This window comes from Geotalea uraniireducens Rf4 (genome assembly GCF_000016745.1).
GTDB classification, from domain to species: Bacteria; Desulfobacterota; Desulfuromonadia; order Geobacterales; family Geobacteraceae; genus Geotalea; species Geotalea uraniireducens.
This window is the reverse complement of the sequence record NC_009483.1, coordinates 4,542,806-4,567,228: the sequence shown is the minus strand read 5'-3', so window position 1 is coordinate 4,567,228 and position 24,423 is coordinate 4,542,806. Positions and strand designations below refer to the sequence as shown.

Below are 24,423 nucleotides of genomic sequence, written 5' to 3'. Positions count from 1 at the left end.
CGTGCGAAAGATCAGATGCCGCGCTCCGAGACGGCCAGACGCACGCCGATGCCGATGAAGGCGATCCCGGCGGCGGTATTCAGGCGCCGACTCACGGCCGGCCGGGTTCTGAGCCAGTTTCCCAATGTCCCCGAGCATAAGGCGATCATGCCGAAAATGACGAGTGTCTCCACCATGAACACGCCGCCGAGCACGAGCATCTGGAGTTCGGGGTGGCCTGCGTCACGATTTACAAACTGCGGCAGGAACGAGAGGAAAAAAGCGAGACCTTGGGGTTGAGCAGATTGGCGACGACGCTCTGGCCGTAAATCCGGCGCAATGCAACGGCGTTGCCTGCCGGCTCACCGGAAAGCAATGGTTCACGTTGCCGCAGGGTCCTGTATCCCAGGTAAAGGAGGTAGGCGGCTCCGGCGAACTTGATGAGGCTGAAGAGGAGTTCGGAAGAGCGGATCACCGCCGCCAGGCCGAAGACGGCCAGCATGGTGTGGCCGACGAGTCCGGAGGTAAAGCCGAGTGCTGCTGCCAGTGCAGCTCCCCGTCCCTGAGCGATTCCCCGTGTGAGGACGTAGATGTTGTCCGGTCCCGGGGCAATGGTCAGGAGGACGGAGGCCAGCATGAAAAGGTAAAGATTGTACATTCGGACCACCTCCGATTTAACGGGCCTGTCAATAGTTTTGTGTAAATGGTTTTGGTTCCCTGTTTTTAATAGCTTGGCATTCTGTCTTCAAAAAGAATGGAAAAGCGGTTCATGGCAGCTTTCCAGTCTCTGATCGGCAGGGTCCATTTCTTCGCGATGTTTCTCAGCGCCAGGTATAGTAACTTGAACATTGCCTCATCATTGGGAAACGAGCCCCGGTTTTTGGTCACCTTTCTGAGTGACATATTCAGTGATTCAATGGCATTGGTTGTGTAAATAACCTTTCGTATATCAGCTGGATAGGCAAAAAATGGTATAACTTGCGCCCAGTTCCGGCGCCAGGACTGGCTGATCGTCGGGTGTGTTTTGTCCCATTTTGCCTCAAATGCTGTCAGTTCCATTTCGGCCTGCTCAGCGGTCGCTGACTGGTAGATAACCTTCAAATCTGTCGCAACTTCTTTGCGTTGTTTCCACGAAACGAACTTCAAGGAATTGCGTACCATATGGACGATGCAAAGTTGGACTTGAGTGTTGGGATAAACTATTTCTATGGCCTCAGGGAACCCCTTCAGGCCGTCAACGCAGGCAATGAAGATGTCCTGGACACCACGGTTCTTAAGTTCGGTCACAACCTGCAACCAGAACTTGGCTCCTTCGTTTTCGGAGACCCACATTCCCAGAACTTCCTTGGCACCGTCTATGTTGATGCCGATGGCCAGATAGACAGCCTTGTTCACAACATGGCCATTGCCTCTGGCTTTGACCCTGATGGCATCCATGTAAACGATGGGATAAAGCGCATCCAACGGGCGGTTCTGCCAAGCTTTGACCTCTTCAGCTACTGCTTCAGTCACTATTGAAATCAGAGCGGGGGATACTTCAACACCGTAGATTTCCTCCAAGTGTCCCTGGATCTCACGAGTGGTAAGCCCGCGGGAGTACAGGGAGATAATCTTATCATCGAACTCGGCGAACCGGGTTTGGCCTTTGGGAATGATGACTGGTTCAAAGCTGCTATCCCGGTCACGAGGGACCTCAATCGGCATGGTGCCAAAATCGCCTTTGATGGTCTTTGCCGACGAGCCATTGCGTGCATTGCCACCTTTGGCGGAAACGGAAGCATGCTTCTCGTGGCCGAGGTGCAGTGTCATTTCAGCCTGGAGCGCCCGCTGAAGAACAGCCTTGGTCAACTGCTTCAGCAGCCCGTTTTCCCCTAGAATCTCTTCGGGGGTCTTATAATGTTTGAGTAGATCGTCGATTACGTCGGTGTTAATAGTCATGTGATCTCCTTAGGGTAACTTGGTGTACCCCCTAATGACCATTTACACAAACCTTTTTACACCCTCGATTTAACGTCTGAAGCTTTCCCGTCTTGCCACGAAGGGGCTATTGGTGGCCTACAGATGTGTTGGCGGTTGGAAGCACGTTCTAGGAGCCTGTCGGACTTAGGAATGAATCTACTGCGAGAATGGCAAATCGGTCCATATTCCCGTAAATTTTCGACGAATAGGTCCACTATTAGCTCTCAAATTTCCGGAAATCTGTCCTCGATTTTCCATCCTCTCGATACGATTCCCTAAGTCCGACAGACTCCTAGGCAGCAGTGACAGTAGTATCTATTCTGACGTGCAAGGTTTTTTTGATGGTTGCAAAGATAGCCGATAGATTCTCCATTGTAGGGTTGCCGGAAGTGGAAAGCATGCGGTGGAGGCTTTTGCTTGGCTTATTGACTTCTTCAGCAAGTCGCTCGAACCCGACAGTTGCGTTTATCAGATCGCGTAAAATCAGTTTGGCGGTCGTTGAGTCGCCATCCAGCATTAAATCGACTGCTTCATGAAGCAGTGCCCTGGCAAAATCCGGGTCACATTCAACCCGTTTTTTTACAGTTTCTTTGAAGTCTCTTGTAAGAGCCATTTTGCCTCCTGTAACTTCCTTAAATCTATTTCTTTTTCTGTTTGGCTTTTCGTTCTTTGTATTCTTCCCACATGGCTTCTGCCCGGTCAATATCCCTTTGCTGTCCCTTCTTCGTTCCACCGCCGAGAAGGATAATCAGCCGTTCACCGTCTCGACCGATATAGACCCGATAGCCCGGTCCCCAATCAAGACGGTATTCACCAATTGCCCGGAACCACTTGACGTTGGAAAAATTGCCCTGTTCCATTTTGAGTTTCACGGTCGTAATTTTTGCCGCCGCGACGGTGTCCAGCCCCATGAACCATTCTTCGTAAGGGCTTGTTCCGTCTTCGCGGAGGTATTCTTCAACCTTATAGCTCATGGGGTAATGGTATCCTATATGTTACTATGATTCAATGATTATTTTGATCTATGTATTCCCCTGCATGGTCATATCATACGTAAGCAGCCATGTAAAAAAGCAGCGGGGCGCCCTCTTTAGCTTCTCTTTTCTCAGGTCTTCGATATGGCATACTGTAACCGACATCGGTACGTAATTGTTGATAGTCATAGCACATGAGCTGCAACTTAGAAAGACGATTTTGAATACAAAAAAGTCCCGTTTTGCCGACGGGACTTTTTTGTATTGCTGGTTGGTGGGAAAATGGTTGAACCTATTCCACCAGATCACGCAGAGTTTTCAAATTTACCCCGTCCATCTCGTCGTTGTCCCCCTTGGGGGTCTCCAGGATCTTGGGGATTTTGACGAAACGCGGGTCGTTCATGATGAAGCGGAAGGCGCTTAACCCAATGGCTCCCTGACCGATGTGCTCGTGACGGTCCACACGGCAGTTGAGTCCCTTTTTTGAGTCGTTGATGTGGAAGCATTGCAGCCGGTCGATGCCGATGATCCGGTCGAACTCCTCCCAGACCGCCTTGTAGCCCGCTTCGCTGGTGATGTCGTAGCCGGCGGCGAAGGTGTGGCAGGTGTCGTAGCAGATGCCGAAGCGGCCGGGATGGGCCGAACCGTCGATGATCGCCCGCAGGTGCTCGAAGGTGTAGCCGACGTTGGTTCCCTGGCCGGCAGTGGTTTCCAGGAGGATCATGCCGGTGTAGGCGGGCGTATTTTCGAAGAGATGGTCGAAGGCCTCGACGATCCGCCGGAGCCCTGTTTCTTCGCCGTCACCATTGTGGGCGCCCGGGTGCATGACGATCTTGCCGATGCCGAGACGGGCGCAGCGTTCCATCTCTTCCTGAAAGCCGGCCAGGCTCTTGTCCCGCACCTCGCCGGGCGCTGCGGCAAGGTTGATGAGGTAGATGTCGTGACTGATGATTTCGTGGAGGCCCGATTCCTTCAATTTTTCTTTGAAGAGGGCGACATCCGGGTCCGAGATCGCCTTGCCGCGCCACTGGTTGGAGTTCTGGGTGAAAACCTGGATCACGCCGCAGCCGGCTTTCACGCCCCGATCGGGGGCGTTGTGCAGGCCGCCGGCAATGGACATGTGCGCGCCTAAGTAATCCATAATCTATCCTTTCATAACGGATGGTAATCATGAGAGAAACAGCAAAGCTGATAAATCTTTGAACCGCAAAGGACGCAAAGGGCCTAAAGCGCAAAGGACGCAAAGTCAAATCAAGAAGTTTCCTGATTAACATTAATCTTCCGTTGAGCAGGACAAGCCAAAACCAAAATATTTTATTGAGCCTCATAAAACCCCGTCCTGTGGGCGGGGTCAGCGTTCGTTGGCTTTGCCTGTAGATTGCCCATCTGCTACACCTGAACTTGAGTTGTCCCCACAATTCAAGTCGAAAGGAGCAGCAGATGAGCAGGTTTCAGAAGTTATCTCACGTTCTATGGCACTGTCAATATCACATTGTTTGGGTGCCGAAGTATCGTTATCGTGTGTTGCGTGGTCCAGTTGCCGAAGAGGTGTATAAGTGTATCCAAGTGTTTTCGGGTCGTCTTGGTTGCGAAGTGGTGGAGTTGAATGTGCAACCGGATCACGTGCACTTGTTGGTTAAAATTCTTCCGAAGGTATCAGTGTCGGAATTCATGGGTGCTATCAAGGGTCGCACGGCTATTCGGGTATTCAAGCAATATCCATATCTCAAAGAACGCCCCTATTGGGGCAACCATTTTTGGGCCGAAGGTTACTGTGTTGATACAGTTGGTCTTGATGCGGAGATGATCCGCAAGTACGTTGTCTATCAAGAGAAGAAAGAGCGAACAGAAACCAAATAGCAACCTTATAAAAGGGGACAACTCGCAGCGTGCCTTCTATGAGGGCACGCATTCAGCACCCCTATGGGGTGCCTTTCAAAGCCCCGTCCTCTGGGCGGGGTTCTTTACTTCACGCAACGACGCGACGACGCAACGAAAGGCTTTTAAACCAAATTATTGGTTCATGGTTTTAAAACGTTGCGTCGTTGCGTCGTCGCGTGAGTCATGTATTGCTTTAACATTTTGAACGACTCAAGTAGTAAGAGACTAAATCCCCTTTTCATAAAGGGGGACTTCCCAAGAAATTGCTGTTGGCGGAATAGAAGAAGTTTTGGGTTTCTTCGCGTCCTTTGCGGCTTTGCGGTTCAATGATTGTATTTTCAGCTGTTTCAATGTGTTTTCTGCAGTGAAATTGCTTTTCTGATCAACTCAATCCGCCCGGCATATTCTGTGGAGGTGAGGACCACCTCGTCGTGGGGCTCGGACCAGATGGGGCGGGGCCAGATCGGGTCGGTGGCGAAGCGTGGCACCAGGTGCCAGTGCATGTGCGGCACCATGTTGCCGAGGAGCTCGTAGTTAATTTTAGCCGGCTGAAAGAGCTTGTAAAGGGCGGCGGCTACGGCGGAAACCTCTTCCATGACGGCGCTTCTCACCTCCCGCTCCAGGTGGAACAGTTCCGTCACGTGGTTTTTGGCAAAGACGAAGGTGTAGCCGGGAAAGAACTGGTCGCGGTTGAGCATGACCAGGCAGTGCTCCAGTTCGGCAATCTGCAAATCTGGTTCATCGTTCCACTTGCTGCACATGGGGCAATTCTGCATGGGGACCCTGTAGGGGCAGACCCATGTGTCTGCCCGGTTCTGAATCCGATGGTTGAAAACCAGGGCGCACACATGGGTGCGCCCCTACGATTAAATCTCGATCTCTCCGCTGAACACTTCCACCGCCGGGCCGGTCATGTAGAGGAAGCCGTCTTCGGCCCATTCCAGCTCCAGGTCGCCGCCTGAGAGGTGGTTGAGGATCTTCTTCTCCGTCAGTCCGTTGAGTGCGCCGGCCACGCAGACGGCGCTGGCGCCGGTACCGCAGGCGAGCGTCTCGCCGGCGCCCCGTTCCCAGGTGCGCTGGCGCACTTCGGTGCGGGAGATGATCTGGACGAATTCCACGTTGGTGCGGCGGGGAAATATCTCGTGGTTCTCGATGATAGGGCCGTATTTTTCCACCTGGAAGTTCTCCACGTCGTCGACAAAGATCACGCAGTGGGGGTTGCCCATGGATGCGCAGGTGATGTGGAATGTGGTGTGAAGGATGTTGAGCGGCTCATTGATCACTTTTGCGCCAGCCTCTCCGGTCATGGGGATTTCGCTGCGGGTGAGGCGGGGCCTGCCCATATTGACGCGGACCTTTTCCACCTTATTTGCCTCGTTGGTGAAGAGTTGGAGGGTCAAGATACCTGCGCCTGTCTCGGCGGAGATCTCTTTTTTGCCGACAATGCCATGGTCGTACGCATATTTTGCCACGCAACGGATGCCGTTTCCGCACATTTCCGATTCGGAGCCGTCGGAGTTGAACATGCGCATCCGCACATCCGCCTTGTCGGACGGCATGATGAGGATCAGTCCGTCGGAGCCGATGCCGAAATTGCGGTTGGACACCTTGATTGCCACGTCCGCCGGGTTGTCCACCCGCTCGGAAAAACAGTTCACATAAACATAGTCGTTGCCTGCGCCATGCATTTTGGTGAATTTCATATCTATGACCCCTTTTCATCCATGTTTTTTCTAATAGAATCCATGTAATAGCAAAAACTTGACCCGGCAACAAGTAAAAAGCGGAGTTGCCTGACCCGGTCACACTGTAGTACTATCAATCAACAACACTACGGAGGTTTTTCAATGGAGATAAAAAATACAATATGGATGACCGGCAATCTTGAATGGTTTGCCTATATCGGTGAAGACGAGGTGTTTCTCGGCAGCCGCGAGGTCCCTTATCCTCTTGAAGAAGGGGACAAATGGACCAACCAGTATGGGGACACCTTTCAGGTGACGGATGGGGAAATCAGACTGACGGGGCGGACAGCGCCGCCGGAGAGGCACTGGTGACATTGCTGCATCCAGAGATTGCACATGGGATATGGGGTGATAAACTTAGATTGACTAATGCTATGGGGGGACGATGTATCTGGATCGACATATTGTGGAGGTAGTGATATGCGAAAGATACTCTATCTGTTCAGTCTGTTGCTGGCCGTGGTCCTGATGGCCGTGATGCTGAAGTCTCCCTATGCCGAACAAGTGGATCATCACGGATATGTGGTCAATGCTCAGGGCGTTGCCATGGAATGCCTCACCTGTCATGATGGGACGGCGGCAAAATCCGTTTCCAACTGTCTCGGGATTAATTGCCTCACCGGCGGTTCTCATCCGGTCGATAGACCATACCCCCCGGAGGGGAAAGAGAGCTCGTACGCGCCGGTCGAGCAGGTGACAATGACGCAGATAAAGCTTGATGAGGGGAAGATCACCTGCATTTCCTGCCATGACCTGAAAAATCCGCTGCCGCTACACCCTGCCGTTAATAACGATGGAAGCAGGCTTTGTCTCACTTGTCATCTGAAGTGAGATAAGCGGTTCCCATCCGGAAAACGGTCCTTTTGATTCGTCCTGCGGACTCACCCTTCGGGCTGCCACCGCCGTCCAATCCCGTTGGGACCGTCCGCCGTGGCGGCTTCGATCTACGCTTGCTTGTGAGGCGCACCAAGGTGCGCCTCTGCCCATCCCTTGATTTCCTTGCCGGTTCAGAAATCAACAGTTTCACATCCAGAAGTTTACGCATGGGAAAAATCTAAGAAATAAGCCGCGGAATTAAACTGTAGCTTGAGTGTGGTGAATTTTGTCGCTTGTTTTTTAAAGTTCTTGACGGAATAGGTAAAGGATTGTATATTTTTGCTAATTTAATAATGGGGTGGAATTTATGAGGCTTTCTACTAAAAGCCGTTACGGTTTGCGTGCACTTTTTGATATTGCGTACAATTCCGGGAACCTCCCGGCTCAGATTCAGGATATATCCCGGCGTCAGGAAATCTCTCCGCGTTACTTGGAACAGATCTTCCAGTCGCTGAAGAGAAAGGGGATACTGAAAAGCAAGCGCGGTCCCCAGGGAGGATACTGTCTGGCCAAAAATCCCGAAGAGATAACCGTTAAGGATATAATCCAGGCGACGGAAGGGGATACGATGCTGGTGGATTGCGCCGGCAGCAAAAAAAAGAAGGGCGAGTGCGCTTTTGACGGGAGTTGTGTTACCCAGACCGTCTGGGAGGAGGCGAACGCAAAACTGAACGAATTATTTGCCTCCATAACCCTGAAAACCCTCTGCGAGAGGGGACAGGCCATGGGGATCAAGCGGGAGCAGGACCACCGATTCATGTATTTCATATGAAGCGGCTTCGCCAAAAAAGTCCATCTGCTGCGTTGCGCGCCTTGCATTTGGAACTTTTTACCGTGCCGCGGCAACATTCATGTTAAGGAGATCATTATGCCGGTATCGAGAAGTGAAGACGTCATTGCGCAGATAGGGAACACGCCTCTGGTGAGGCTCTCCCAGTTTGAAAAGAAGGGTTCAGCGGCTATCTGGGGCAAGGTGGAAGCTTTCAACCCCGGCGGGAGCATCAAGGACCGTATCTGTTTGTCCATGATCGAGGCTGCGGAGAAGGACGGCTGCCTGAAGCCCGGTGCCACGGTTATCGAACCTACGAGCGGCAATACCGGCATCGGCCTCTCCATGGTCTGCACAGTTAAAGGCTATAAACTCATCCTTACCATGCCGGACACCATGACCATCGAGCGGCGGCGCCTGCTGGCCGCCTACGGTGCGGAATTGGTCCTGACGCCGGGCGCCCAGGGGATGCGCGGCGCAGTGCAAAAGGCTGAAGAGCTGGCTGCTGCCCATGGCTACTTCCTTCCGCAGCAGTTCAAGAACCCGGCAAACCCCGAGGTCCATCGCAGGACCACCGGGCCGGAGATCATAAAAGGGATGGATGGGCTTTCCATTGACGGCTTCGTGGCGGGGGTCGGCACCGGCGGCACCATCACCGGGGTCGGCGATGTTCTGAAAAAACATAATCCGGCGGTGCACATAGGGGCGGTTGAGCCCGCGGATTCAGCCATTTTGTCGGGCGGAGAACCCGGCCCGCACAAGATCCAGGGGATCGGGGCCGGCTTCGTCCCGGATGTGCTGAACACGAAGATCTACGATGAAATCATTCGGGTCTCCAATGATGCTGCCTACACCGCCACCAAAAGGCTGGCCATGGAAGCGGGGCTTTTGGTGGGGATATCGTCCGGCGCGGCGCTGGTCGCCGGAATCCAGATGGCGGAAAAACTCGGCAAGGGGAAAAACGTCGTGGTTATTCTGCCGGATACGGGTGAGCGCTACCTCTCAACGGGCGTGTTCGACTAAACGGCCGGAGCTTTTCCATGCCGTTATACATCTGTCAGAGGCGGCCCGTTCTTACGGGCCGTTCTTTATTGAGGTCTGCTATGGATGAATTGCACTTGAAATACGAGAAACTCAAGGGGCTCCTGCGGGAGATGGGCTCCGTGCTGATCGCCTTCTCCGGCGGGGTGGACTCCACCTTTCTCCTCAAGGTGGCCCATGACGTGCTGGGCGACAAGGCCTGCGCCATCACCGCCACTTCACCCACCTATCCCGAATCGGAGTTTCGGCAGGCGGTTTCACTGGCGAGGGAAATCGGCGCCAGGCAGATCGTGATGGAATCGAACGAGCTCGAAATTCCCGGGTTTGCCGAAAATCCGAGGGATCGTTGCTATCACTGCAAGAAAGAGCTGTTTCAGCTCTGCGTGGAAAAGGCTGCATTGGAGGGATACGCCTGCATTGCCGACGGCAGCAATACCGATGACCTGGGTGATTACCGGCCTGGGCGGAGGGCGGTGGGGGAGCTGAAGGTGCGGAGTCCCTTGCTGGAGGCGGGTCTGTCCAAGGACGATATCCGCGGGTTGAGCCGAGAACTCGGTCTCCCCACCTGGGACAAGCAGCCGTATGCCTGTCTTGCCAGCCGTTTCCCCTACGGGGTGCAGATAACTTCTGAGCGGCTGGCGATGGTTGAATCGTGCGAGGAGTTTCTCAAGGAAAAAGGCTTTGCGGTCTACCGGGTGAGATTCCACAATGAAACCGCCCGGATCGAGCTGGCGGAAAAGGATATGGCGCGCTTTCTGGAAGCGGAAATGCGCCATTCCGTGGTGGAGTTTTTCAAAGGGGCCGGTTTTACCTATGTGGCGCTGGATCTGGAGGGATACCGGACAGGAAGCATGAACGAAGTTGGAGAGGAACGAGGATCGAGGCAATAGGTTCGAGGAGAACCTCGACCCGATCCTTGTTTCCTCGAGCCTTTTACCTTTGACCTTTATCCTTTAACCTGCCTATTTCACTTCCACCTTGATCTGCTTCGGCTTGGTTTCCTCTTTCTTCGGCAGGACAACGGTCAATACCCCTTTGTCGCAGACTGCCTCGACCTTCTCCTGGTCGATGGTATGTGGCAGGGTGAAGCTGCGCTGAAAGGTGCCGAAATAGCGTTCGACCCGGTGGTAGTTCTCCTTTTTCACTTCCAGGTTCTGTTTTCTCTCGCCGCGCAGGGTCAGGGTGTTGTTCTCGATTTTTACTTCAATATCCTTCTGGTCGATATCCGGCACTTCCGCCTTGATAACCACCGAATCCCGATCTTCGTAAATATCGACCGGCGGCTGCCAGATTCCTTCTTTCAAATCCTCGCCGGATTCCCTGTTCCAGGCCAGGTCCAGCAGGTGGTTCATCTCTTCCTGCATGGTTCTCAGGTCTTTGAAAGGGTTATACTTGACGATTGCCATGGGTTGCCTCCTCCTTATTCCAATTTCAAATCAAGGCGCTATCTTCGTTGGCTCGTCTTCGGCTCCTCAACGTACGCAGTTGTACGCCTTCGTCGCCTCACTCCTCGCCGCCTTGATTTCATCCTTGATTTGAAATTGGATTAGATCATTTTACGTAAAAATAAGCAGCATCTTTCCAATGTCAAGGGGGAGAAGACGCATGTAACGCCTTCTCCCCCTCTCTGATTGGTATCTATTCAATTATCTGAATTTTCAGGCTTTATACCCTTTTTCCTTTAGGTACGCTGTGTTTCAGTTTTTTTGAGCCGTCGTAAAGGGTCTGTTTCGTCATCGCCCTCTTTTCCTTCTGATCCTTCTTGTCGTAGTCATATTTAAGGGTTACTTCCGCCTCATTTGCCAGTTGATCGATTTCTTCCACTTCTCGCTCTGTCATACTGACTCCCCTTTTTGTTATGATTCCTGGTTGCGTTGCAGCTGTGATGCTTGTCGGCACCTCCCTTCGCTTTTTCTGACATGATATCAGTTTTTCAATCGGATGCAACAGCATTTTGGCGCGCAGTTCGGCGCAAGCCGGAAGTGAGGCAATGGCTGTATTATTCCCCTTGAAGAGCGGGGAGTTATCGGCTAATATTCCCGGAAATTCAAGCATGAGGTGGCGGATGCCGGTTTATAAGGTTGTGGAAGTGAGTTCCGTGGCGGAAGATACGCTGGAGGAGATTTTAAACGAGTGGACGGCCAAGGGTTGGCGTTTTGACGGCATGCAGTTCGCCATGCGCGAGTCGAGCAAACGGCCGAGCATGGCCTTTGTCATCTTCACCCGGGAAGAGGTGAAATGATGTCGGAAAAACCAACCATCTATCTCATCGACGGCTCATCATACATCTACCGGGCTTACTATGCGATTCGCCATCTTTCTTCGCCGAAAGGGTTCCCCACCAATGCGCTCTATGGCTTCATCCAGATGCTTTTGAAGGTGATCAAGGAGAAAAAACCGGACCATCTCGCCGTGATTTTCGACGCCGGCCGGCAGACCTTCCGCAACGAAATCTATGCCGACTACAAGGCAAACCGCGCTGCCATGCCTGACGACCTGCGGCAGCAGATTGAGCCGATCAAGGAGGCGGTGCGGGCTTTCAACATCCCGGCGCTCGAGTTGGCCGGTTTCGAGGCCGACGACATTATCGGCACCATCGCCCGCGATTGTGAAGAGAAGGGGATGGCCGCGGTGGTAGTGACCGGCGACAAGGATCTGATGCAGATCGTCAGCGACAACGTCACGCTTCTGGATACCATGAAGGACAAGGTTTCGGGGCCTGCCGAGGTGGTTGAGCGGTTCGGAGTTGGTTCTGAGCGGGTTATCGACATCCTCGGCCTGGCCGGCGACTCTTCCGACAATATTCCCGGTGTTCCCGGTATCGGCGAAAAGACGGCGATCAAACTGGTAAACGATTTCGGTTCGCTGGATGAGCTCCTGGCGCGGGCCAATGAGGTGAAGGGAAAGACCGGCGAGCGTCTGCAGGAATTTGCTGAGCAGGCTCGTCTCTCGCGGAGGCTTGCAACCATCGATTGTCATGTCCCTTTGGCCTGGTCTTACGACGACTTTGCCGCGTCTCCGCAGGACAACCGGCGGCTGGCGGAATTGTTCAAGGAATACGGATTCACGACGCTGATGAAGGAGTTGACCAGTGAGGCGACCCTCTCGGCGGAAGATTACCGGACCGTTCTCTCCTCCGACGATTTCACGGCCCTTGTCCGGCAATTGACCGCCGTCCGGGCCTTTGCCGTTGACCTGGAAACCACGAGTCTCAACCCGCTCGAAGCGGAGATCGTCGGCATCTCCTTCTCTTTCCGCGAGCATGAGGCGTACTATATCCCGGTCGGCCACCGCTATCCGGGGGCGCCGCACCAGCTCTCCCGCGACGATGTACTCGGAGCACTCAAGCCGCTACTGCTCGATCCGGAGAAGCACAAGATCGGTCAGAACATCAAGTACGATTACCAGGTGTTGCGCCGGGCCGGGATCGATATGCAGGGGATCTGGTGCGACACCATGCTCGCCTCCTATCTGCTCAACCCGACCCGCACCAGCCAGGGGCTTGATTCGCTGGCAGTGGAATTTCTCGATCACAGGATGATTTCCTATGCCGAGGTGGCCGGCAAGGGGAAGGAACAGAAGAACTTCGCCCAGGTCGAAGTGGAGAAAGCGTCGGTCTATTCCTGCGAAGACGCCGATGCCACCTATCTCCTGCACAAGCTCTTCTTGCCGAGGCTTGCCGAGTCAGGGATGGAACGGCTCTTTTTCGAGCTGGAGATGCCGCTGGTCAAGATCCTGGCCGAGATGGAGCTGTACGGGGTAAAGCTCGACCTGCCGCTTTTGCAGCGCCTCTCAGACGGATTCGGCGGCCAGCTTGCCGACTTGGAGCGAGAGATCTTCGCCCTGGCCGGGGGAGAGTTCAATGTCAACTCGCCGAAGCAGCTGGGGGAGGTCCTTTTTGAGCGCTTGCAACTGCAGGTCGGCAAAAAGACCAAGACCAAAACCGGCTGGTCGACCAATGTAGACGAACTGGAACGGCTGGCCGGGGAGCACGAGATTGCCCGGCTGATCCTCCAGTACCGGAGCCTGTCCAAGCTGAAGTCCACCTATACCGATGCCCTGCCCAAGCTCGTCGATGCTGCATCGGGGCGGGTCCATACCTCTTACAACCAGGCGGTGACCAATACAGGTCGACTCTCTTCGTCGGAGCCGAATCTGCAGAACATCCCGATCCGCTCGGAAGAAGGTCGCAGCATCCGCCATGCCTTCATTGCCGCGGAGGGGTGCCTCCTCCTTTCCGCCGACTATTCACAGATCGAACTGCGGGTTCTGGCCCACCTGTCGGCGGACCGGGTCTTCTGTGACGCTTTTGCCAGGGACGAGGACATCCATACCCGGACCGCCGCCGAAGTGTTCGGCCTCTTCCCCCAGATGGTTACCCAGGAGATGCGTCGCCAGGCCAAGACCATCAATTTTGGCGTAATCTACGGCCAGGGAGCCTTCAGCCTGGCCAGGGAGCTCGGCGTATCGACGAAGGTGGCAAAGGAATTCATCGACAACTACTTTGCCCGTCACGCAGGCGCCCGGACCTTTCTTGACGGCTGTGTCCGGGAGGCGGAGGATAATGGGTACGTTACCACTATTCTTGGCCGGCGCCTTCCCATCCCGGATATCAAGAGTTCAAACGGCAACATTCGGGCCTTTGCCCAGCGGAACGCCGTCAACTATCCGATCCAGGGGTCGGCGGCCGATATCATCAAGCAGGCGATGGTGCGCGTGGTTGACCGGATGGAGCGGGAGGGGATGAAAAGCCGTCTCATCATGCAGGTCCACGACGAATTGGTGTTCGAGGTGCCGGAAGAGGAAAAGCTGGCGATGGAGATGCTCGTGAAACACGAAATGGAGCACGCTGTTACTCTGCGCGTACCGCTCAGGGTGGATATGAACTTCGGCAGGAACTGGAGCGAGGCCCACTGACCTTGCGGGCAGGTGGATGCGGTGGCCGTTGCGGTCAAACGGGCGTTACAGGGTCAGCACTCCTGCATAGGCCAACTCGCCAGCCTGGCGCCGAGCATTGGTTTTCTTGCGCTCCGTTTTCCGGCCGACAGGCTCAACCTTTCCGGTTGAATAGACGCTGATTCTGTTCTTGCCTTCCTTTTTGGCTCGATACAGTGCATTGTCTGCCCGTTGAACGAGGTCGCTGACAGGGACGCTTGACGTGTCGAAGGTGCAGGCAATGCCGATACTTGCCGTCAGCTTGAAGTGGCGACCTTCAAAGGCAAATGCCGTGGCGGCAAATCTGATCCGAAGGCGTTGGGCGATCTCGAAAGCTTTTGACGATGGTGTAGTCGGCAGGACGACGGCAAATTCCTCGCCCCCGTAGCGCGCCACAAGGTCCGCTCCTCTGCAGCTTTCCCGCAGGATTCTGCCGAAGGTGGCCAGCACCTGATCTCCTGCGGAATGGCCGAAGGTGTCGTTGACCTGTTTAAAGTCGTCCAGATCGATCAGGAGCAGGGACAAGGGCATCAACTTCTGTCGCTCTCCTTCAAGGCCCAGCATCTCGTCAAAGACGCGGCGGTTGAACAGGCCGGTGAGGCTGTCCCGCATGGCAAGTTCCTTCACCTTGCTGTATTCCAGGGAATTCTTGAGGGTGCGCGCAAAATTTTCAGCGACGCCGGTTAAAAAGAGGACGGATAAACTGCTGATGGCCCGTTTGTCAAAAAAGACCTCGATGTTTCCCATCTCTTCCGGCAGCTCAAAGGAATAGCGGCGGAAGCGGATGTTGTCGTTGCATAAGAACGTCGGATTGTCGCACTGGATTTGCCTGATACTATCCGCATCGGAATTGTAAATAGAATCTGCGGCTGCGGGATTAAATCCTGATTGTTTCGGTTCTGCCGGTGAAAAGGTCAACGTGTTGCTGCCAAGTTTCTCTGAAAGGGAAAAAACGATTCTGAGATAAGGGACATGTTCATACAAGACCCTTGCCGCAATGGCGCAAACATCGTTCGGGTCGAGAGTGGCATTGATGGCTCCCATGAACTTTCCGATAAACAGGGCCTCATTCAACTGCTTTTGCAGCTCTGCTTCCCTGTTATGCCCGGCCCCGTTTCCCAACTCCTGAAAATTCTCAGGGGGCGTTTGTTTCTTGGGCAAATTCTTCATTGGCGGATTCCTTCCGTGCAGCTTCAGCATATTTGAGGAAGTTTTAACGTGTCATCCGTACGATCGTCAAGTTAGTACCATCAGGGCACATGCAAAATTATTGTTAAAGCATATCTAAGATAGCAAAATGCTTGCCAAAGTATCACCGACCCCTTTAGATCCTGTCCCATTGAGGGTTTGTACGTAGTGGCGCTGAGAATATTCTTTGACGACCAACGATGATGCTGCTGAAAATTGTCGTGGTTGGTCAAAAATATGACATGAATGCGGATATATGTGAGGCAGCACCGTTAAGGTTAAATCGGCTGACCATGATAATTAAGGCGGTTTAGGGAAAGATTATGAACTCTTTCTTTTGCTTTCGGAAAACTTGTGATAATCTCGAAATCATTTTTCAGAGAGTCGATATGTTCAAATCGCATTATTCATTAATAGTGATTCCTATTGAATATTAATAGCTACAGCAATTGAAAGGAGGGTTTCCCAGTGGAACAGAGGAAATTCGACCGGTTCGGTTTTCGGGCCGAAGCTCTCATTACCCATAACGATGTAACGTTTAAAGGCGAAGTTGCAGATCTGAGCTTGAGAGGTCTGTTTGTTAAAACAGAGCATCCGCTGGCTGTTGATGATACGGTATCAGTGGCGATAAACTTTGATGGGGCGGATGAAAAGTTCTCTTTTTCGATCCCGGCAACGGTTGTCAGAACGACGGAAGCCGGCATTGGGCTCAGTTTTAAGAGAATCGACGTTGATTCGGTGCTCAATGAAAAAAAGAACGAAGCTGCTGAGGGGCGAAGCCGGCATGTCGAGGCGGAAGATTTTGAAACGTTTGTTGGCCGGGGCGGGATACTTTCCTGAATGTTGATGGATTGTCGATTGGCCGACCATTGTCGGTGCATCGGGAGTGAATGGCGGGAAAGGGGGTGGCTGGATAACGGCTGGCCCCTTTTTTATTGCTCCAAAATTGGAATTACTGCGATGGCGGAGCAATCCCCATGGTGTCTTCAAGCATTATTTCAAGTTCGGCAAGCATGATTTCCTTGATGCCTAGAACTTGTGCTTCAAAGGTGGCAACAAGAACGATGGTCGGATCATGGTGCAATCCGAGTCCGATTTTCCGGCAGGTATTGTCGACGAGGCGCACAATGGAAAGTAATACATTACCGGAGTCGGATTGTTCCTGGTTGTGGTCGCGAACAATTACACAGTACGTTTCAGGCAGATTCCATTTTTGCATGAGAGAGTACCCTGATTCACGGTGTACTGACTCCATTATTTCCAGCGTTAACGCCTTGGAAAACTTCAGATCGGTTTTCTTTGTCACCAGGATTTTTTCCAGCACTTTCAAGATGAAGAGCTTGCCGATATCATGAAGCAGTCCGCCTAAAAAAGCCTCCTGTGCAAGGTTTTTGTATCCCGTCTTTTCTGCCAGCCATCTGCTCCCCAGTGCACATCCCATGGCGTGCTTCCAGAGATCCTGGGAGAATGTCCGAAGTTCCGGAATGGCAAAAGTGTAATTTTCTTCCAGGTTTGCCATCATCGCTATGTTTGCAACCTGCTTGGCCCCGAGACGGATTACCGCATCATGTATCGTCGAAACTTTGCTCAAGCCGCTGAAAAATGCGGAATTTGCGATTCGAAGTATCTGACTGGCCAGGGCCTGATCTCTCATGATGAGGTTTATGACGCTTTCGATGGTAAAATCGCTTTTTTTCAGGACTTGCTGAAGTTTCAGAGCGACAGGGTGAAAGAGGGGAAGCTGCAGGTCTTCGGCGGTTGATTGTTCTTTAATTATGTCGACAAATGACTTGTTTTCCACGTGTTATTCTCCCAGCAGTCTGCGAATTTCATTCAGCGGTCGCGGTTTTCCCAATCGGGGCAGCATCCTGATGGCGTCAGGAAGGGAAACCAATCCCTTTGCCGCCTTTGACAAACCCGATTCCATGAGTGTGACGAGGCCCGAAGTTTCAGTGCTGATACGTCTGATTTCGTAGGACGTTTTTTTACTGAGAATAGCGTCTTTGACCATTTCGTTTAATACCAACATTTCAAAAATTCCGACTCGACCGCGATAGCCGCTGAACCGGCAGTGGTTGCAGCCCCGCCCGATCTTGAACTCATTACCTTTCAGTTCTTCATTGCCGTAACCAAGGCGGCGGAGTTCGGTCGGGGTCGGGATGTACGGTTCGGCGCAGTGTGGACAGACTTTCCGGAGCAGTCTTTGCGCCAGAACGCAGACTACCGTTGAGGAGATGAGAAACGCTTCTATATTCATGTTCATCAGCCGGAGAAGTCCTCCGATACTGTCTTCGGTGTGGAAGGTGGTAAGGACCTTGTGGCCGGTGAGTGCGGCCTGGATGGCCGTTTCCGCTGAAAAGGTGTCACGGATTTCGCCGAGTACGATGATGTCCGGGTCCTGACGTACAATGTGGCGAAGCGTTTCTTCAAAGGTGACGCCTATTTTTGTGTTGATGGAGCACTGGGAGATGCCGTCTATGATGTACTCTACCGGGTCTTCCGCGGTGATGATGGATGTGTTGAGGTTGTTCATGTGGTGAACACAACTGTAGAGGGTCGAGGTCTTGCCGGAACCGGTAGGGCCGGTGATGATGAGCACGCCGCTCGGCGTATCAACCGCATCGTCCAGGAACCGTTCCAGCATGCGTGGCGGCATGCCGATATCTTTGATGTCCAGGAGTTCGCCCTTTTTATTTAAAAGCCGCAGCACTATTTTTTCGCCATAGATGGTGACGTAGAACGAAACGCGCAGGTCGAGGGTGAAACCGTTCTGGTCGCTCTCGTAGAGGATTCTGCCGTCCTGATGGCGTCTTCTTTCGGCAATATCAGCCTCGGCAAGGATCTTGATCCGACTGCTGATCGGCGGGGCCAGCTCCTTGGGAAAATCCTTATGGAGCAGTAAGACGCCGTCGCGGCGAAAACGGACGCGAAGCCGGTCCTTCATCGGCTCGATGTGGATATCGCTGACCGCTTCCTTGACCGCCTCCTCGAATAACGCATTGACGATCCCCATGATGGTATTTTCGTCGACAGCCGTGGTGTCAGTCCGTGTGCCGCTCCGTTTGAAGAAGGCGATGGCCTCGCGGATCCCCTTGCGTGTCGATATGGCGAAATCCATGGAGTTGCCGAAGATCTTTTCCGCGACCGCCCGGTCCTGCGCGTCCAGTGGGTCGGCAAATGCCACCAGCACCTTTCCGTCCTTTGCCGTTATCGGTATGAAATTGTGGTCGGAGAGCGTCTGAAGCGGCACTCTGGAGAGGATGGAGCGGTCGATGGCCGCTATGTCCACATCGAGGCATGGGAAGCCGAGCTGAAAGGCGAGGGTTTCGGCGAACGTCAATTCGTCGATGAAGCGGTTGTCAACGAGGACCTCGCCGAGTCTCTTTGCGCCGTTCGATTCTTTCTGGATGCCGAGGGCCGCTTGCAGATCCGCCGGTTTCAAATGACCCAGTTCGACTAGAAGATCTCCGATTCTGACCGAGACCAGGTTTTTCAGCAGGGCGTCGCGAAGTTGCTCTTTGCTGATGAAACCCAGCTCCTGAAGCACTGATGTCAATGTTTTCGGCGAAGATAGCTTGGATTTGACCCTTTTGGCATGGGCAAGATTTTGAGGAGAAAGAAACCCTTCCTTGGCAAGCAGAGCGGCAATCTCGCTGCCTGAGTCAGCATCTTTCACGGCTACGCCGGAGGACGTCAGCAATGCCTTGTCCTGTAATGATTTGCCATTCGGGATAATCGCGTCGTTAGCCATTGTTCTCCTGACTCAAAGAGACTGTACGGTGATAACAATAGTATCGGCTTTCAAGGGCAAAACTTTAATGGTTGGTTTCCTGAGCAGTTTGTTGACTTTGCCCTGGCCGGTTGGTAGTATTAGCAACTCTTGGGGTGGGTTATGCGGGCTCGTTTTGCCCGGCAAAAGGGTGCGACTGATGCCGCTCCCATAAATAAGGAGGCTGACTATGCTGAAAAAGGTCTGGTTGCTGGTGGTATTGACGGTTCTTTCCTTTTCATTGACCGGCTGTCTGGTGGGTGAGGGCAAATATCTGAAGAAGGTCGAGGAGGCAGAAACCCTCGACAAGAGTCTGGTCGCGCTGCAGAAGCAGTACAAGGCCCTCAATGCTGAAAATGAAGGGTTGAAGGCAACTGTAGACAAGCTGAATAAGGACGTTGCCGGACTGGGCAAAGAAAAGGAAAAGCTTGTTGCCGACAACAAGGAGCTGGACAATGTGCTCAAGGCGAAATCCGATACCCTGTCGAAAAATATTTCGGAGTTGCGGCAGAAGATCGCCGACCTGGAAAACGAGAACGCCAAGCTGAAGGAAGATATAGCCAGTCTGAAAAAAGCCAAGGAAGAAGAGGTGCAGAAAACGAGCAAGACTTACGAGGACTTGCTGGAAAAGATGAAGAGCGAGATATCCCAGGGACAGGTAACCATCTCGGAGCTGAAGGGAAAGTTGACGGTGAACATGGTTGATGCCGTTCTCTTCGATTCGGGCAAGGCAGAGGTGAAGCCTGATGGACTCGTGGTGCTGCAAAAGGTGATCGATATCCTGAAAAACATCAAGGACAAGTCGATCCGCATCGAGGGGCATACCGACAATGTGTCGATCGTCGGCGCCCTGGCGAAAAAGTACCCGACCAACTGGGAGCTTTCGGCTGCCCGCGCGATCAATGTCACCCGCTACCTGCAACAGCAGGGGATCGATCCGACCAACCTGGCTGCGATTGCCTACGGCGAATTTAAACCGGTTGCCGGCAACGATACCCCGGAGGGGAAGGCGAAGAACCGGAGGATTGAGATCATTCTGGTGCCGAAGGAGTAGTTGCCGGGATCCGGTTTCCTGGTTTTTGTTCCAGGCCCGTTGTTTGGGTCAAACCTCGGCTCTTTTTGGACTAAATCAAGGCAAGACTGTTCCCATGAAAAAGGATAAAAAAACACAACCAAAGAGCAAGCCTTTTGTCAACTCCCCCTTTAAGGCGCTGAAGGGGGTCCAGGCGATGCCGGCGGGCTCCGGCGCCAAGGCTGATGCGGTTCCGCAGCCGAAGCCCGTAGTCAAAGAGTTGGATGACGCGGAGTTGTTCCTGCGCGAATTTTCCGATGTGCGCAGATTGCATCCCCCAGCTTCAACTCCCGGCAAGGCGCCGAAGCCGGCAGCACCCATAGCGCGCAAGATCGACGAGGAGGAGCGGCGCCTCTTTCTCCAGGCATTGGAAAAGCTGGAGATGGATGTGGTCTTCCAGGATGAGTTGCCCGAAGATGTTTCGCCTCTTCGGCCGTTGCCGTCCAACAGGCTGCGGCAGTTGAGGCGGGGGACGATCCGTATCGATTTCCAGCTCGACCTGCACGGCTTGACCAGGGACGAGGCACTGGAAAACCTGGCGCGCTTTATCGGCGGTGCGTACAATCGCGGTCAGAAGGGGGTGCTGGTCATTACCGGCAAGGGGAATAATTCTCCCGGCGAGCCGGTCCTGCAAACGGCTGTGGCAGGCTGGCTGCGCGACAAGGGAAAGGGGATGGTCGCCGAGTTCTCTCCCGCCCCGCGGCAGATGGGGGGGGCGGGTGCTTTTGTCGTCTTTCTCAAGGACAAGGAAAAAACCGCAGAAAAAATTGACATTGCCTGAAATGTTTTCTTGACAGTTTGAATAAACAAATATAAAGTACAATCCATCGACTTAGTAGGGTATCCAAATGATTTCCAAAAAAACAAAATACGCCTTAAAGGCGATTATTTATCTCGCCAGGGTCTATGACAAGGGGCCGATCCTGATTGCGGATCTTGCGCGGGATGAGCGGATCCCGAAAAAATTCCTGGAGCTGATCCTGCTGACCCTGAAAAACAACGGCATACTCCAGAGCAGGAAAGGTAAGGGGGGAGGCTACTACCTGGGTAAGTCTCCCAAGGATATCAGTATGGGCACCGTAATACGGATTCTTGAGGGACCGTTGGCCCCGGTTCCCTGCGTGAGCGAAACCGCCTATGCAAAATGTGATGAATGCGTGGATGAAAGAACCTGCGGCATCCGGTTGATGATGAAGGATGTCCGTGATGCGATGGCCAAGATCCTCGACGGAACAACCCTTGCAGATGTACTTGAGCGTACCGAGAAGGCGGAGCAGCAGGGTAAAGGGGTCTTGCACTACTACATCTAATTTTTTTGTCTCATTAAACTACTAAATAGATAGATTTACGAGACGCGTAAAACAACACAAGGAGGCAGCATCATGTTATTGAAAAAAATAAGCAAAATCCTCGTCTTCGCGGCCCTGGCCGTTTCCGTGCCCGTCGCCGCGCTGGCGGAAGTAAGCCTGCTCAACGTTTCCTATGACCCGACCCGGGAGCTCTACCAGGACTTCAACGGGGCCTTTGCCCAGTACTGGAAGAAAAAGAGCGGGGAGAACATTACCGTCAAGCAGTCCCACGGCGGTTCCGGCAAGCAGGCGCGTGCAGTCATCGACGGCCTTGAAGCCGATGTGGTGACGCTGGCGCTGGCTTACGACATCGATGAAATTCACGACAAGGCCAAGCTGATCCCTGCCAATTGGCAGAAGCGTCTGCCAAATAACAGTTCCCCTTACACCTCCACCATTGTCTTCCTGGTCCGCAAAGGCAACCCGAAGAAAATCAGGGACTGGAATGACCTGGTGAAACCTGGGATCTCGGTGATTACACCGAACCCGAAAACCTCCGGCGGCGCCCGCTGGAACTACCTGGCTGCCTGGGGCTACGCCCTGAAGCAGAAGGGGGGCAACGAAGCCAAGGCAAAGGAATTTGTCGGCAAGCTGTTCAAGAACGTTCCGGTCCTTGATTCCGGCGCCCGTGGCTCAACGACCACCTTTGTCCAGAGGGGGATCGGCGACGTGCTTCTCGCCTGGGAGAACGAGGCATTTCTCGCTGTGAACGAACTGGGTAAAGACAAGTTCGAGATCGTTGTTCCGTCGCTGAGCATCCTCGCAGAACCGCCGGTAGCCGTGGTGGACAAGGTGGTGGACAAGAAGGGGACCCGCAAGGTAGCGGAAGAGTACCTCAAGTATCTCTACACCCCTGAAGGGCAGGAGATTGCGGCCAAGAACTACTATCGCCCCCGCGACAAGAAGGTGGCGGCAAAGTACGCCAAGAACTTTCCCAAGGTGAAGCTCTTCACCATCGATGAGCTTTTCGGCGGTTGGCGAGCGGCCCAGAAGAAACACTTTACCGATGGCGGGTTGTTTGACCAGATCTATAAACCGAGCAAGTGACATGGTGTAGACAGGGGCGGACCTATGTGTCCGCCCTGTTATCCACAACGGAAAGGGCGCACACTCGGGTACGCCCCTACAGGATATATCGATGAAATTTTTCATCAAGAAACGACATAACGTCCTGCCCGGATTCGGCTTGACACTCGGCTACACGATTTTCTATCTCTGTCTGATCGTGCTGATTCCTCTGTCTGCGCTGGTTTTCAAAACGGCAACCCTCACCTTCGGGGATTTTGTCGCGGCCGTAACCGCGCCGCGGGTGGTCGCCTCCTACCGGGTGACCTTCGGCGCTGCACTCCTGGCGGCGTCCATCAATGCTCTGTTCGGGGTGCTGGTGGCCTGGGTACTGGTGCGTTACCGCTTTCCCGGCAAAAGGATCATCGATGCCCTGGTCGATCTCCCCTTTGCCCTGCCGACAGCCGTTGCCGGCATTACCCTGGCATCGGTCTACGCCCCGAACGGCTGGCTCGGCAAATGGCTGGAACCGCACGGCATCAAGGTCGCCTATACGCCCCTCGGCATTCTCGTGGCAATGGTCTTCATCGGCCTGCCGTTTGTCGTGCGCACCGTCCAGCCAGTGCTGGAGGAGCTGGAAACGGAAATCGAGGAGGCCGCCGCCTGCTTGGGCGCCAACCGCTGGCAGACGTTTCACCGGGTCCTGTTTCCCGTCATGCTCCCCTCACTCCTGACCGGATTTGCCCTCTCCTTTGCCAGGGCGGTCGGAGAGTACGGCTCGATCATCTTCATAGCCGGCAACATGCCGATGGTCTCGGAAATCACCCCGCTCCTGATCATCACCAAGCTGGAACAGTACGATTATGCCGGGGCCACCGCCATTGCCTCGGTCATGCTCTCGGCCTCGTTCATCCTGCTGTTTGCCGTCAACCTGCTCCAGAAATGGAGCAGACGGTTTGCGGAACAATAAAGAAAGGGGGGAGAATGAATCCGATTGGCGGCTTGAAACCTAAAAAGGACCGGATACCCGGTGCGGAATTGACGGAACCGGCAGCAGTGCGCTGGCTGCTCATCACCGTTGCGCTCATCTTTCTCGGTCTCTTCCTTCTGCTGCCGTTGGCGGCGGTCTTCAGCCAGGCCCTGGAAAAGGGGGCAGCGGCTTACTTCGCCGCTTTCCGCGACCCGGACGCCATTGCCTCCATCAAGCTCACCCTGCTGACGGCGGCGGTCTGCGTGCCGCTCAACCTGGTTTTCGGCGTTATCGCCGCATGGGTGATCGCCAAGTTCGACTTTCCCGGCAAGAGTTTTCTCATCACCCTGATCGATCTCCCTTTCTCCGTTTCTCCGGTCATATCCGGTCTGATTTATGTGCTGCTCTTCGGGCTCCAGGGATGGTTCGGGCCGTGGTTGCAGGCGCACGACGTCAAGATCCTCTTTGCCGTGCCGGGGATCATCCTGGCAACCATCTTCGTTACCTTTCCCTTCGTGGCGAGGGAACTCATCCCCCTCATGGAGGCGCAGGGGAAGGATGAAGAGGAGGCTGCCCTGGTTCTGGGCGCCGGCGGGTTGCAGACCTTCTTCAGGGTGACCCTGCCGAACATCAAGTGGGGGATTCTTTACGGCGTCATCCTCTGTAATGCCCGCGCCATGGGGGAATTCGGTGCAGTATCGGTGGTCTCCGGCCATGTGCGCGGTTCCACCAATACCATGCCCCTTCATGTGGAGATCCTTTACAACGAATATAACTACGTGGCGGCATTTGCCGTCGCGTCGCTCCTGGCGATGCTGGCCATCGTTACCCTGGTGGCAAAGAGCTTGGTGGAGTGGCGGCTCAATCGGGAACGGCAACCGGTGCCCGGCAATGAGTAACATCTTGAAAGA

At 53.8% G+C, this 24,423-nt stretch carries 26 protein-coding genes and 1 pseudogene; 15 read left to right on the top strand and 12 right to left on the bottom strand.

Annotated features, from left to right (window positions below; genetic code table 11):
• Window positions 1-11 precede the first annotated feature (11 nt).
• From GURA_RS19935 to GURA_RS19915, 5 genes and pseudogenes are all read right to left on the bottom strand, one after another.
• Window positions 12-616: pseudogene (locus GURA_RS19935) on the bottom strand (LysE family translocator).
• 86 nt (window positions 617-702) lie between these two features.
• Entirely contained in the window at window positions 703-1,917 is a 1,215-nt protein-coding gene (locus tag GURA_RS19930; RefSeq protein WP_011937053.1) for an IS256 family transposase, read from the bottom strand.
• Between the two features lie 313 nt (window positions 1,918-2,230).
• Window positions 2,231-2,551 carry a helix-turn-helix domain-containing transcriptional regulator gene (locus tag GURA_RS19925; RefSeq protein ID WP_011940707.1) on the bottom strand — a complete coding sequence of 107 codons (321 nt, stop codon included), beginning with the start codon at window positions 2,549-2,551 and terminating at the stop codon, window positions 2,231-2,233.
• 25 nt (window positions 2,552-2,576) lie between these two features.
• The gene (locus GURA_RS19920; protein WP_011940706.1) at window positions 2,577-2,912 is read right to left on the bottom strand and encodes a type II toxin-antitoxin system RelE/ParE family toxin; all 336 of its coding nucleotides are present in this window, start codon (window positions 2,910-2,912) and stop codon (window positions 2,577-2,579) included.
• Between the two features lie 292 nt (window positions 2,913-3,204).
• On the bottom strand, window positions 3,205-4,053 hold the full coding sequence (locus GURA_RS19915; RefSeq protein ID WP_011940705.1) for a deoxyribonuclease IV: 849 nt from the start codon (window positions 4,051-4,053) through the stop codon (window positions 3,205-3,207).
• 299 nt (window positions 4,054-4,352) lie between these two features.
• Between GURA_RS19915 and tnpA the strand changes: the two genes are divergently transcribed.
• On the top strand, window positions 4,353-4,772 hold the full coding sequence (gene tnpA, locus GURA_RS19910) for an IS200/IS605 family transposase (protein ID WP_011939015.1): 420 nt from the start codon (window positions 4,353-4,355) through the stop codon (window positions 4,770-4,772).
• 368 nt (window positions 4,773-5,140) lie between these two features.
• Here the strand turns inward: tnpA and GURA_RS19905 are convergent, their stop codons facing one another.
• Together GURA_RS19905 and dapF are read right to left on the bottom strand one after the other, a co-directional pair.
• The gene (locus tag GURA_RS19905; RefSeq protein WP_011940704.1) at window positions 5,141-5,569 is read right to left on the bottom strand and encodes an HIT family protein; all 429 of its coding nucleotides are present in this window, start codon (window positions 5,567-5,569) and stop codon (window positions 5,141-5,143) included.
• A gap of 90 nt (window positions 5,570-5,659) precedes the next feature.
• A complete protein-coding gene (gene dapF / locus GURA_RS19900) occupies window positions 5,660-6,496 on the bottom strand; it encodes a diaminopimelate epimerase (RefSeq protein ID WP_011940703.1) in 837 nt (278 codons plus the stop codon).
• Between the two features lie 144 nt (window positions 6,497-6,640).
• On the opposite strand from dapF, the gene GURA_RS19895 reads away from it, so the two are divergent.
• From GURA_RS19895 to larE, 5 genes are all read left to right on the top strand, one after another.
• Window positions 6,641-6,850, top strand: a complete 210-nt coding sequence (locus GURA_RS19895; RefSeq protein ID WP_011940702.1) for a hypothetical protein — start codon at window positions 6,641-6,643, stop codon at window positions 6,848-6,850.
• Between the two features lie 108 nt (window positions 6,851-6,958).
• Window positions 6,959-7,369: a hypothetical protein gene (locus GURA_RS19890; RefSeq protein WP_011940701.1), complete on the top strand. Its 411-nt coding sequence runs from the start codon at window positions 6,959-6,961 to the stop codon at window positions 7,367-7,369.
• Window positions 7,370-7,721: 352 nt separating this feature from the next.
• Window positions 7,722-8,186, top strand: coding sequence for an RrF2 family transcriptional regulator (locus GURA_RS19885; RefSeq protein ID WP_011940700.1), 465 nt, complete (start codon window positions 7,722-7,724; stop codon window positions 8,184-8,186).
• A gap of 96 nt (window positions 8,187-8,282) precedes the next feature.
• Window positions 8,283-9,206, top strand: a complete 924-nt coding sequence (gene cysK, locus GURA_RS19880) for a cysteine synthase A (protein WP_011940699.1) — start codon at window positions 8,283-8,285, stop codon at window positions 9,204-9,206.
• A gap of 80 nt (window positions 9,207-9,286) precedes the next feature.
• Window positions 9,287-10,114 (top strand): ATP-dependent sacrificial sulfur transferase LarE, encoded by an 828-nt coding sequence (larE, locus tag GURA_RS19875; RefSeq protein WP_041245575.1) that lies wholly within the window; start codon window positions 9,287-9,289, stop codon window positions 10,112-10,114.
• A 72-nt stretch (window positions 10,115-10,186) separates the two neighbouring features.
• Here the strand turns inward: larE and GURA_RS19870 are convergent, their stop codons facing one another.
• Both GURA_RS19870 and GURA_RS24810 read right to left on the bottom strand, forming a co-directional pair.
• Complete coding sequence (locus GURA_RS19870; protein ID WP_011940697.1) at window positions 10,187-10,630, bottom strand: Hsp20/alpha crystallin family protein; 444 nt, start codon at window positions 10,628-10,630, stop codon at window positions 10,187-10,189.
• Window positions 10,631-10,889: 259 nt separating this feature from the next.
• Window positions 10,890-11,063: a hypothetical protein gene (locus GURA_RS24810; protein WP_011940696.1), complete on the bottom strand. Its 174-nt coding sequence runs from the start codon at window positions 11,061-11,063 to the stop codon at window positions 10,890-10,892.
• Between the two features lie 226 nt (window positions 11,064-11,289).
• On the opposite strand from GURA_RS24810, the gene GURA_RS19860 reads away from it, so the two are divergent.
• Together GURA_RS19860 and polA are read left to right on the top strand one after the other, a co-directional pair.
• Window positions 11,290-11,466 carry a DUF4177 domain-containing protein gene (locus GURA_RS19860; RefSeq protein ID WP_011940695.1) on the top strand — a complete coding sequence of 59 codons (177 nt, stop codon included), beginning with the start codon at window positions 11,290-11,292 and terminating at the stop codon, window positions 11,464-11,466.
• The gene (gene polA, locus GURA_RS19855) at window positions 11,463-14,141 is read left to right on the top strand and encodes a DNA polymerase I (RefSeq protein WP_011940694.1); all 2,679 of its coding nucleotides are present in this window, start codon (window positions 11,463-11,465) and stop codon (window positions 14,139-14,141) included. The genes GURA_RS19860 and polA overlap by 4 nt, the downstream gene beginning before the upstream one ends.
• Window positions 14,142-14,186: 45 nt before the next feature.
• Here polA and GURA_RS23080 read toward each other — a convergent pair whose 3' ends face one another.
• A complete protein-coding gene (locus GURA_RS23080; RefSeq protein ID WP_011940693.1) occupies window positions 14,187-15,329 on the bottom strand; it encodes a GGDEF domain-containing protein in 1,143 nt (380 codons plus the stop codon).
• 486 nt (window positions 15,330-15,815) lie between these two features.
• Here GURA_RS23080 and GURA_RS19845 point away from each other — a divergent pair, with 486 nt between their 5' ends.
• Window positions 15,816-16,187, top strand: a complete 372-nt coding sequence (locus GURA_RS19845) for a PilZ domain-containing protein (RefSeq protein ID WP_049818963.1) — start codon at window positions 15,816-15,818, stop codon at window positions 16,185-16,187.
• 112 nt (window positions 16,188-16,299) lie between these two features.
• On the opposite strand, the gene GURA_RS19840 is transcribed toward GURA_RS19845, so the two are convergent.
• Entirely contained in the window at window positions 16,300-17,148 is an 849-nt protein-coding gene (locus GURA_RS19840) for an HDOD domain-containing protein (protein WP_011940691.1), read from the bottom strand.
• A gap of 3 nt (window positions 17,149-17,151) precedes the next feature.
• Window positions 17,152-19,098 (bottom strand): GspE/PulE family protein, encoded by a 1,947-nt coding sequence (locus GURA_RS19835; RefSeq protein ID WP_011940690.1) that lies wholly within the window; start codon window positions 19,096-19,098, stop codon window positions 17,152-17,154.
• A gap of 208 nt (window positions 19,099-19,306) precedes the next feature.
• Here GURA_RS19835 and GURA_RS19830 point away from each other — a divergent pair, with 208 nt between their 5' ends.
• The 6 genes from GURA_RS19830 to cysW all read left to right on the top strand — a co-directional run bounded on the left by GURA_RS19830 (window position 19,307) and on the right by cysW (window position 24,411).
• Complete coding sequence (locus tag GURA_RS19830; protein ID WP_011940689.1) at window positions 19,307-20,170, top strand: OmpA/MotB family protein; 864 nt, start codon at window positions 19,307-19,309, stop codon at window positions 20,168-20,170.
• A gap of 94 nt (window positions 20,171-20,264) precedes the next feature.
• Window positions 20,265-20,969 carry a Smr/MutS family protein gene (locus GURA_RS19825; protein ID WP_011940688.1) on the top strand — a complete coding sequence of 235 codons (705 nt, stop codon included), beginning with the start codon at window positions 20,265-20,267 and terminating at the stop codon, window positions 20,967-20,969.
• A 67-nt stretch (window positions 20,970-21,036) separates the two neighbouring features.
• The gene (locus GURA_RS19820; RefSeq protein ID WP_011940687.1) at window positions 21,037-21,498 is read left to right on the top strand and encodes an RrF2 family transcriptional regulator; all 462 of its coding nucleotides are present in this window, start codon (window positions 21,037-21,039) and stop codon (window positions 21,496-21,498) included.
• A 72-nt stretch (window positions 21,499-21,570) separates the two neighbouring features.
• Window positions 21,571-22,584, top strand: a complete 1,014-nt coding sequence (locus GURA_RS19815; protein ID WP_011940686.1) for a sulfate ABC transporter substrate-binding protein — start codon at window positions 21,571-21,573, stop codon at window positions 22,582-22,584.
• A 91-nt stretch (window positions 22,585-22,675) separates the two neighbouring features.
• Window positions 22,676-23,512, top strand: coding sequence for a sulfate ABC transporter permease subunit CysT (gene cysT / locus GURA_RS19810; protein WP_011940685.1), 837 nt, complete (start codon window positions 22,676-22,678; stop codon window positions 23,510-23,512).
• Window positions 23,513-23,526: 14 nt separating this feature from the next.
• Window positions 23,527-24,411, top strand: a complete 885-nt coding sequence (gene cysW, locus GURA_RS19805; RefSeq protein WP_011940684.1) for a sulfate ABC transporter permease subunit CysW — start codon at window positions 23,527-23,529, stop codon at window positions 24,409-24,411.
• Window positions 24,412-24,423 lie beyond the last annotated feature (12 nt).

Bases quoted from the DNA above. Each gene is read 5' to 3' on its own strand.
- GURA_RS19930 (WP_011937053.1), bottom strand. From the start codon at position 1,917: ATGACTATTAACACCGACGTAATCGACGATCTACTCAAACATTATAAG.
- GURA_RS19925 (WP_011940707.1), bottom strand. From the start codon at position 2,551: ATGGCTCTTACAAGAGACTTCAAAGAAACTGTAAAAAAACGGGTTGAA.
- GURA_RS19920 (WP_011940706.1), bottom strand. From the start codon at position 2,912: ATGAGCTATAAGGTTGAAGAATACCTCCGCGAAGACGGAACAAGCCCT.
- GURA_RS19915 (WP_011940705.1), bottom strand. From the start codon at position 4,053: ATGGATTACTTAGGCGCGCACATGTCCATTGCCGGCGGCCTGCACAAC.
- tnpA (WP_011939015.1), top strand. From the start codon at position 4,353: ATGAGCAGGTTTCAGAAGTTATCTCACGTTCTATGGCACTGTCAATAT.
- GURA_RS19905 (WP_011940704.1), bottom strand. From the start codon at position 5,569: ATGCAGAATTGCCCCATGTGCAGCAAGTGGAACGATGAACCAGATTTG.
- dapF (WP_011940703.1), bottom strand. From the start codon at position 6,496: ATGAAATTCACCAAAATGCATGGCGCAGGCAACGACTATGTTTATGTG.
- GURA_RS19895 (WP_011940702.1), top strand. From the start codon at position 6,641: ATGGAGATAAAAAATACAATATGGATGACCGGCAATCTTGAATGGTTT.
- GURA_RS19890 (WP_011940701.1), top strand. From the start codon at position 6,959: ATGCGAAAGATACTCTATCTGTTCAGTCTGTTGCTGGCCGTGGTCCTG.
- GURA_RS19885 (WP_011940700.1), top strand. From the start codon at position 7,722: ATGAGGCTTTCTACTAAAAGCCGTTACGGTTTGCGTGCACTTTTTGAT.
- cysK (WP_011940699.1), top strand. From the start codon at position 8,283: ATGCCGGTATCGAGAAGTGAAGACGTCATTGCGCAGATAGGGAACACG.
- larE (WP_041245575.1), top strand. From the start codon at position 9,287: ATGGATGAATTGCACTTGAAATACGAGAAACTCAAGGGGCTCCTGCGG.
- GURA_RS19870 (WP_011940697.1), bottom strand. From the start codon at position 10,630: ATGGCAATCGTCAAGTATAACCCTTTCAAAGACCTGAGAACCATGCAG.
- GURA_RS24810 (WP_011940696.1), bottom strand. From the start codon at position 11,063: ATGACAGAGCGAGAAGTGGAAGAAATCGATCAACTGGCAAATGAGGCG.
- GURA_RS19860 (WP_011940695.1), top strand. From the start codon at position 11,290: ATGCCGGTTTATAAGGTTGTGGAAGTGAGTTCCGTGGCGGAAGATACG.
- polA (WP_011940694.1), top strand. From the start codon at position 11,463: ATGATGTCGGAAAAACCAACCATCTATCTCATCGACGGCTCATCATAC.
- GURA_RS23080 (WP_011940693.1), bottom strand. From the start codon at position 15,329: ATGAAGAATTTGCCCAAGAAACAAACGCCCCCTGAGAATTTTCAGGAG.
- GURA_RS19835 (WP_011940690.1), bottom strand. From the start codon at position 19,098: ATGGCTAACGACGCGATTATCCCGAATGGCAAATCATTACAGGACAAG.
- GURA_RS19830 (WP_011940689.1), top strand. From the start codon at position 19,307: ATGCTGAAAAAGGTCTGGTTGCTGGTGGTATTGACGGTTCTTTCCTTT.
- GURA_RS19825 (WP_011940688.1), top strand. From the start codon at position 20,265: ATGAAAAAGGATAAAAAAACACAACCAAAGAGCAAGCCTTTTGTCAAC.
- GURA_RS19820 (WP_011940687.1), top strand. From the start codon at position 21,037: ATGATTTCCAAAAAAACAAAATACGCCTTAAAGGCGATTATTTATCTC.
- GURA_RS19815 (WP_011940686.1), top strand. From the start codon at position 21,571: ATGTTATTGAAAAAAATAAGCAAAATCCTCGTCTTCGCGGCCCTGGCC.
- cysT (WP_011940685.1), top strand. From the start codon at position 22,676: ATGAAATTTTTCATCAAGAAACGACATAACGTCCTGCCCGGATTCGGC.
- cysW (WP_011940684.1), top strand. From the start codon at position 23,527: ATGAATCCGATTGGCGGCTTGAAACCTAAAAAGGACCGGATACCCGGT.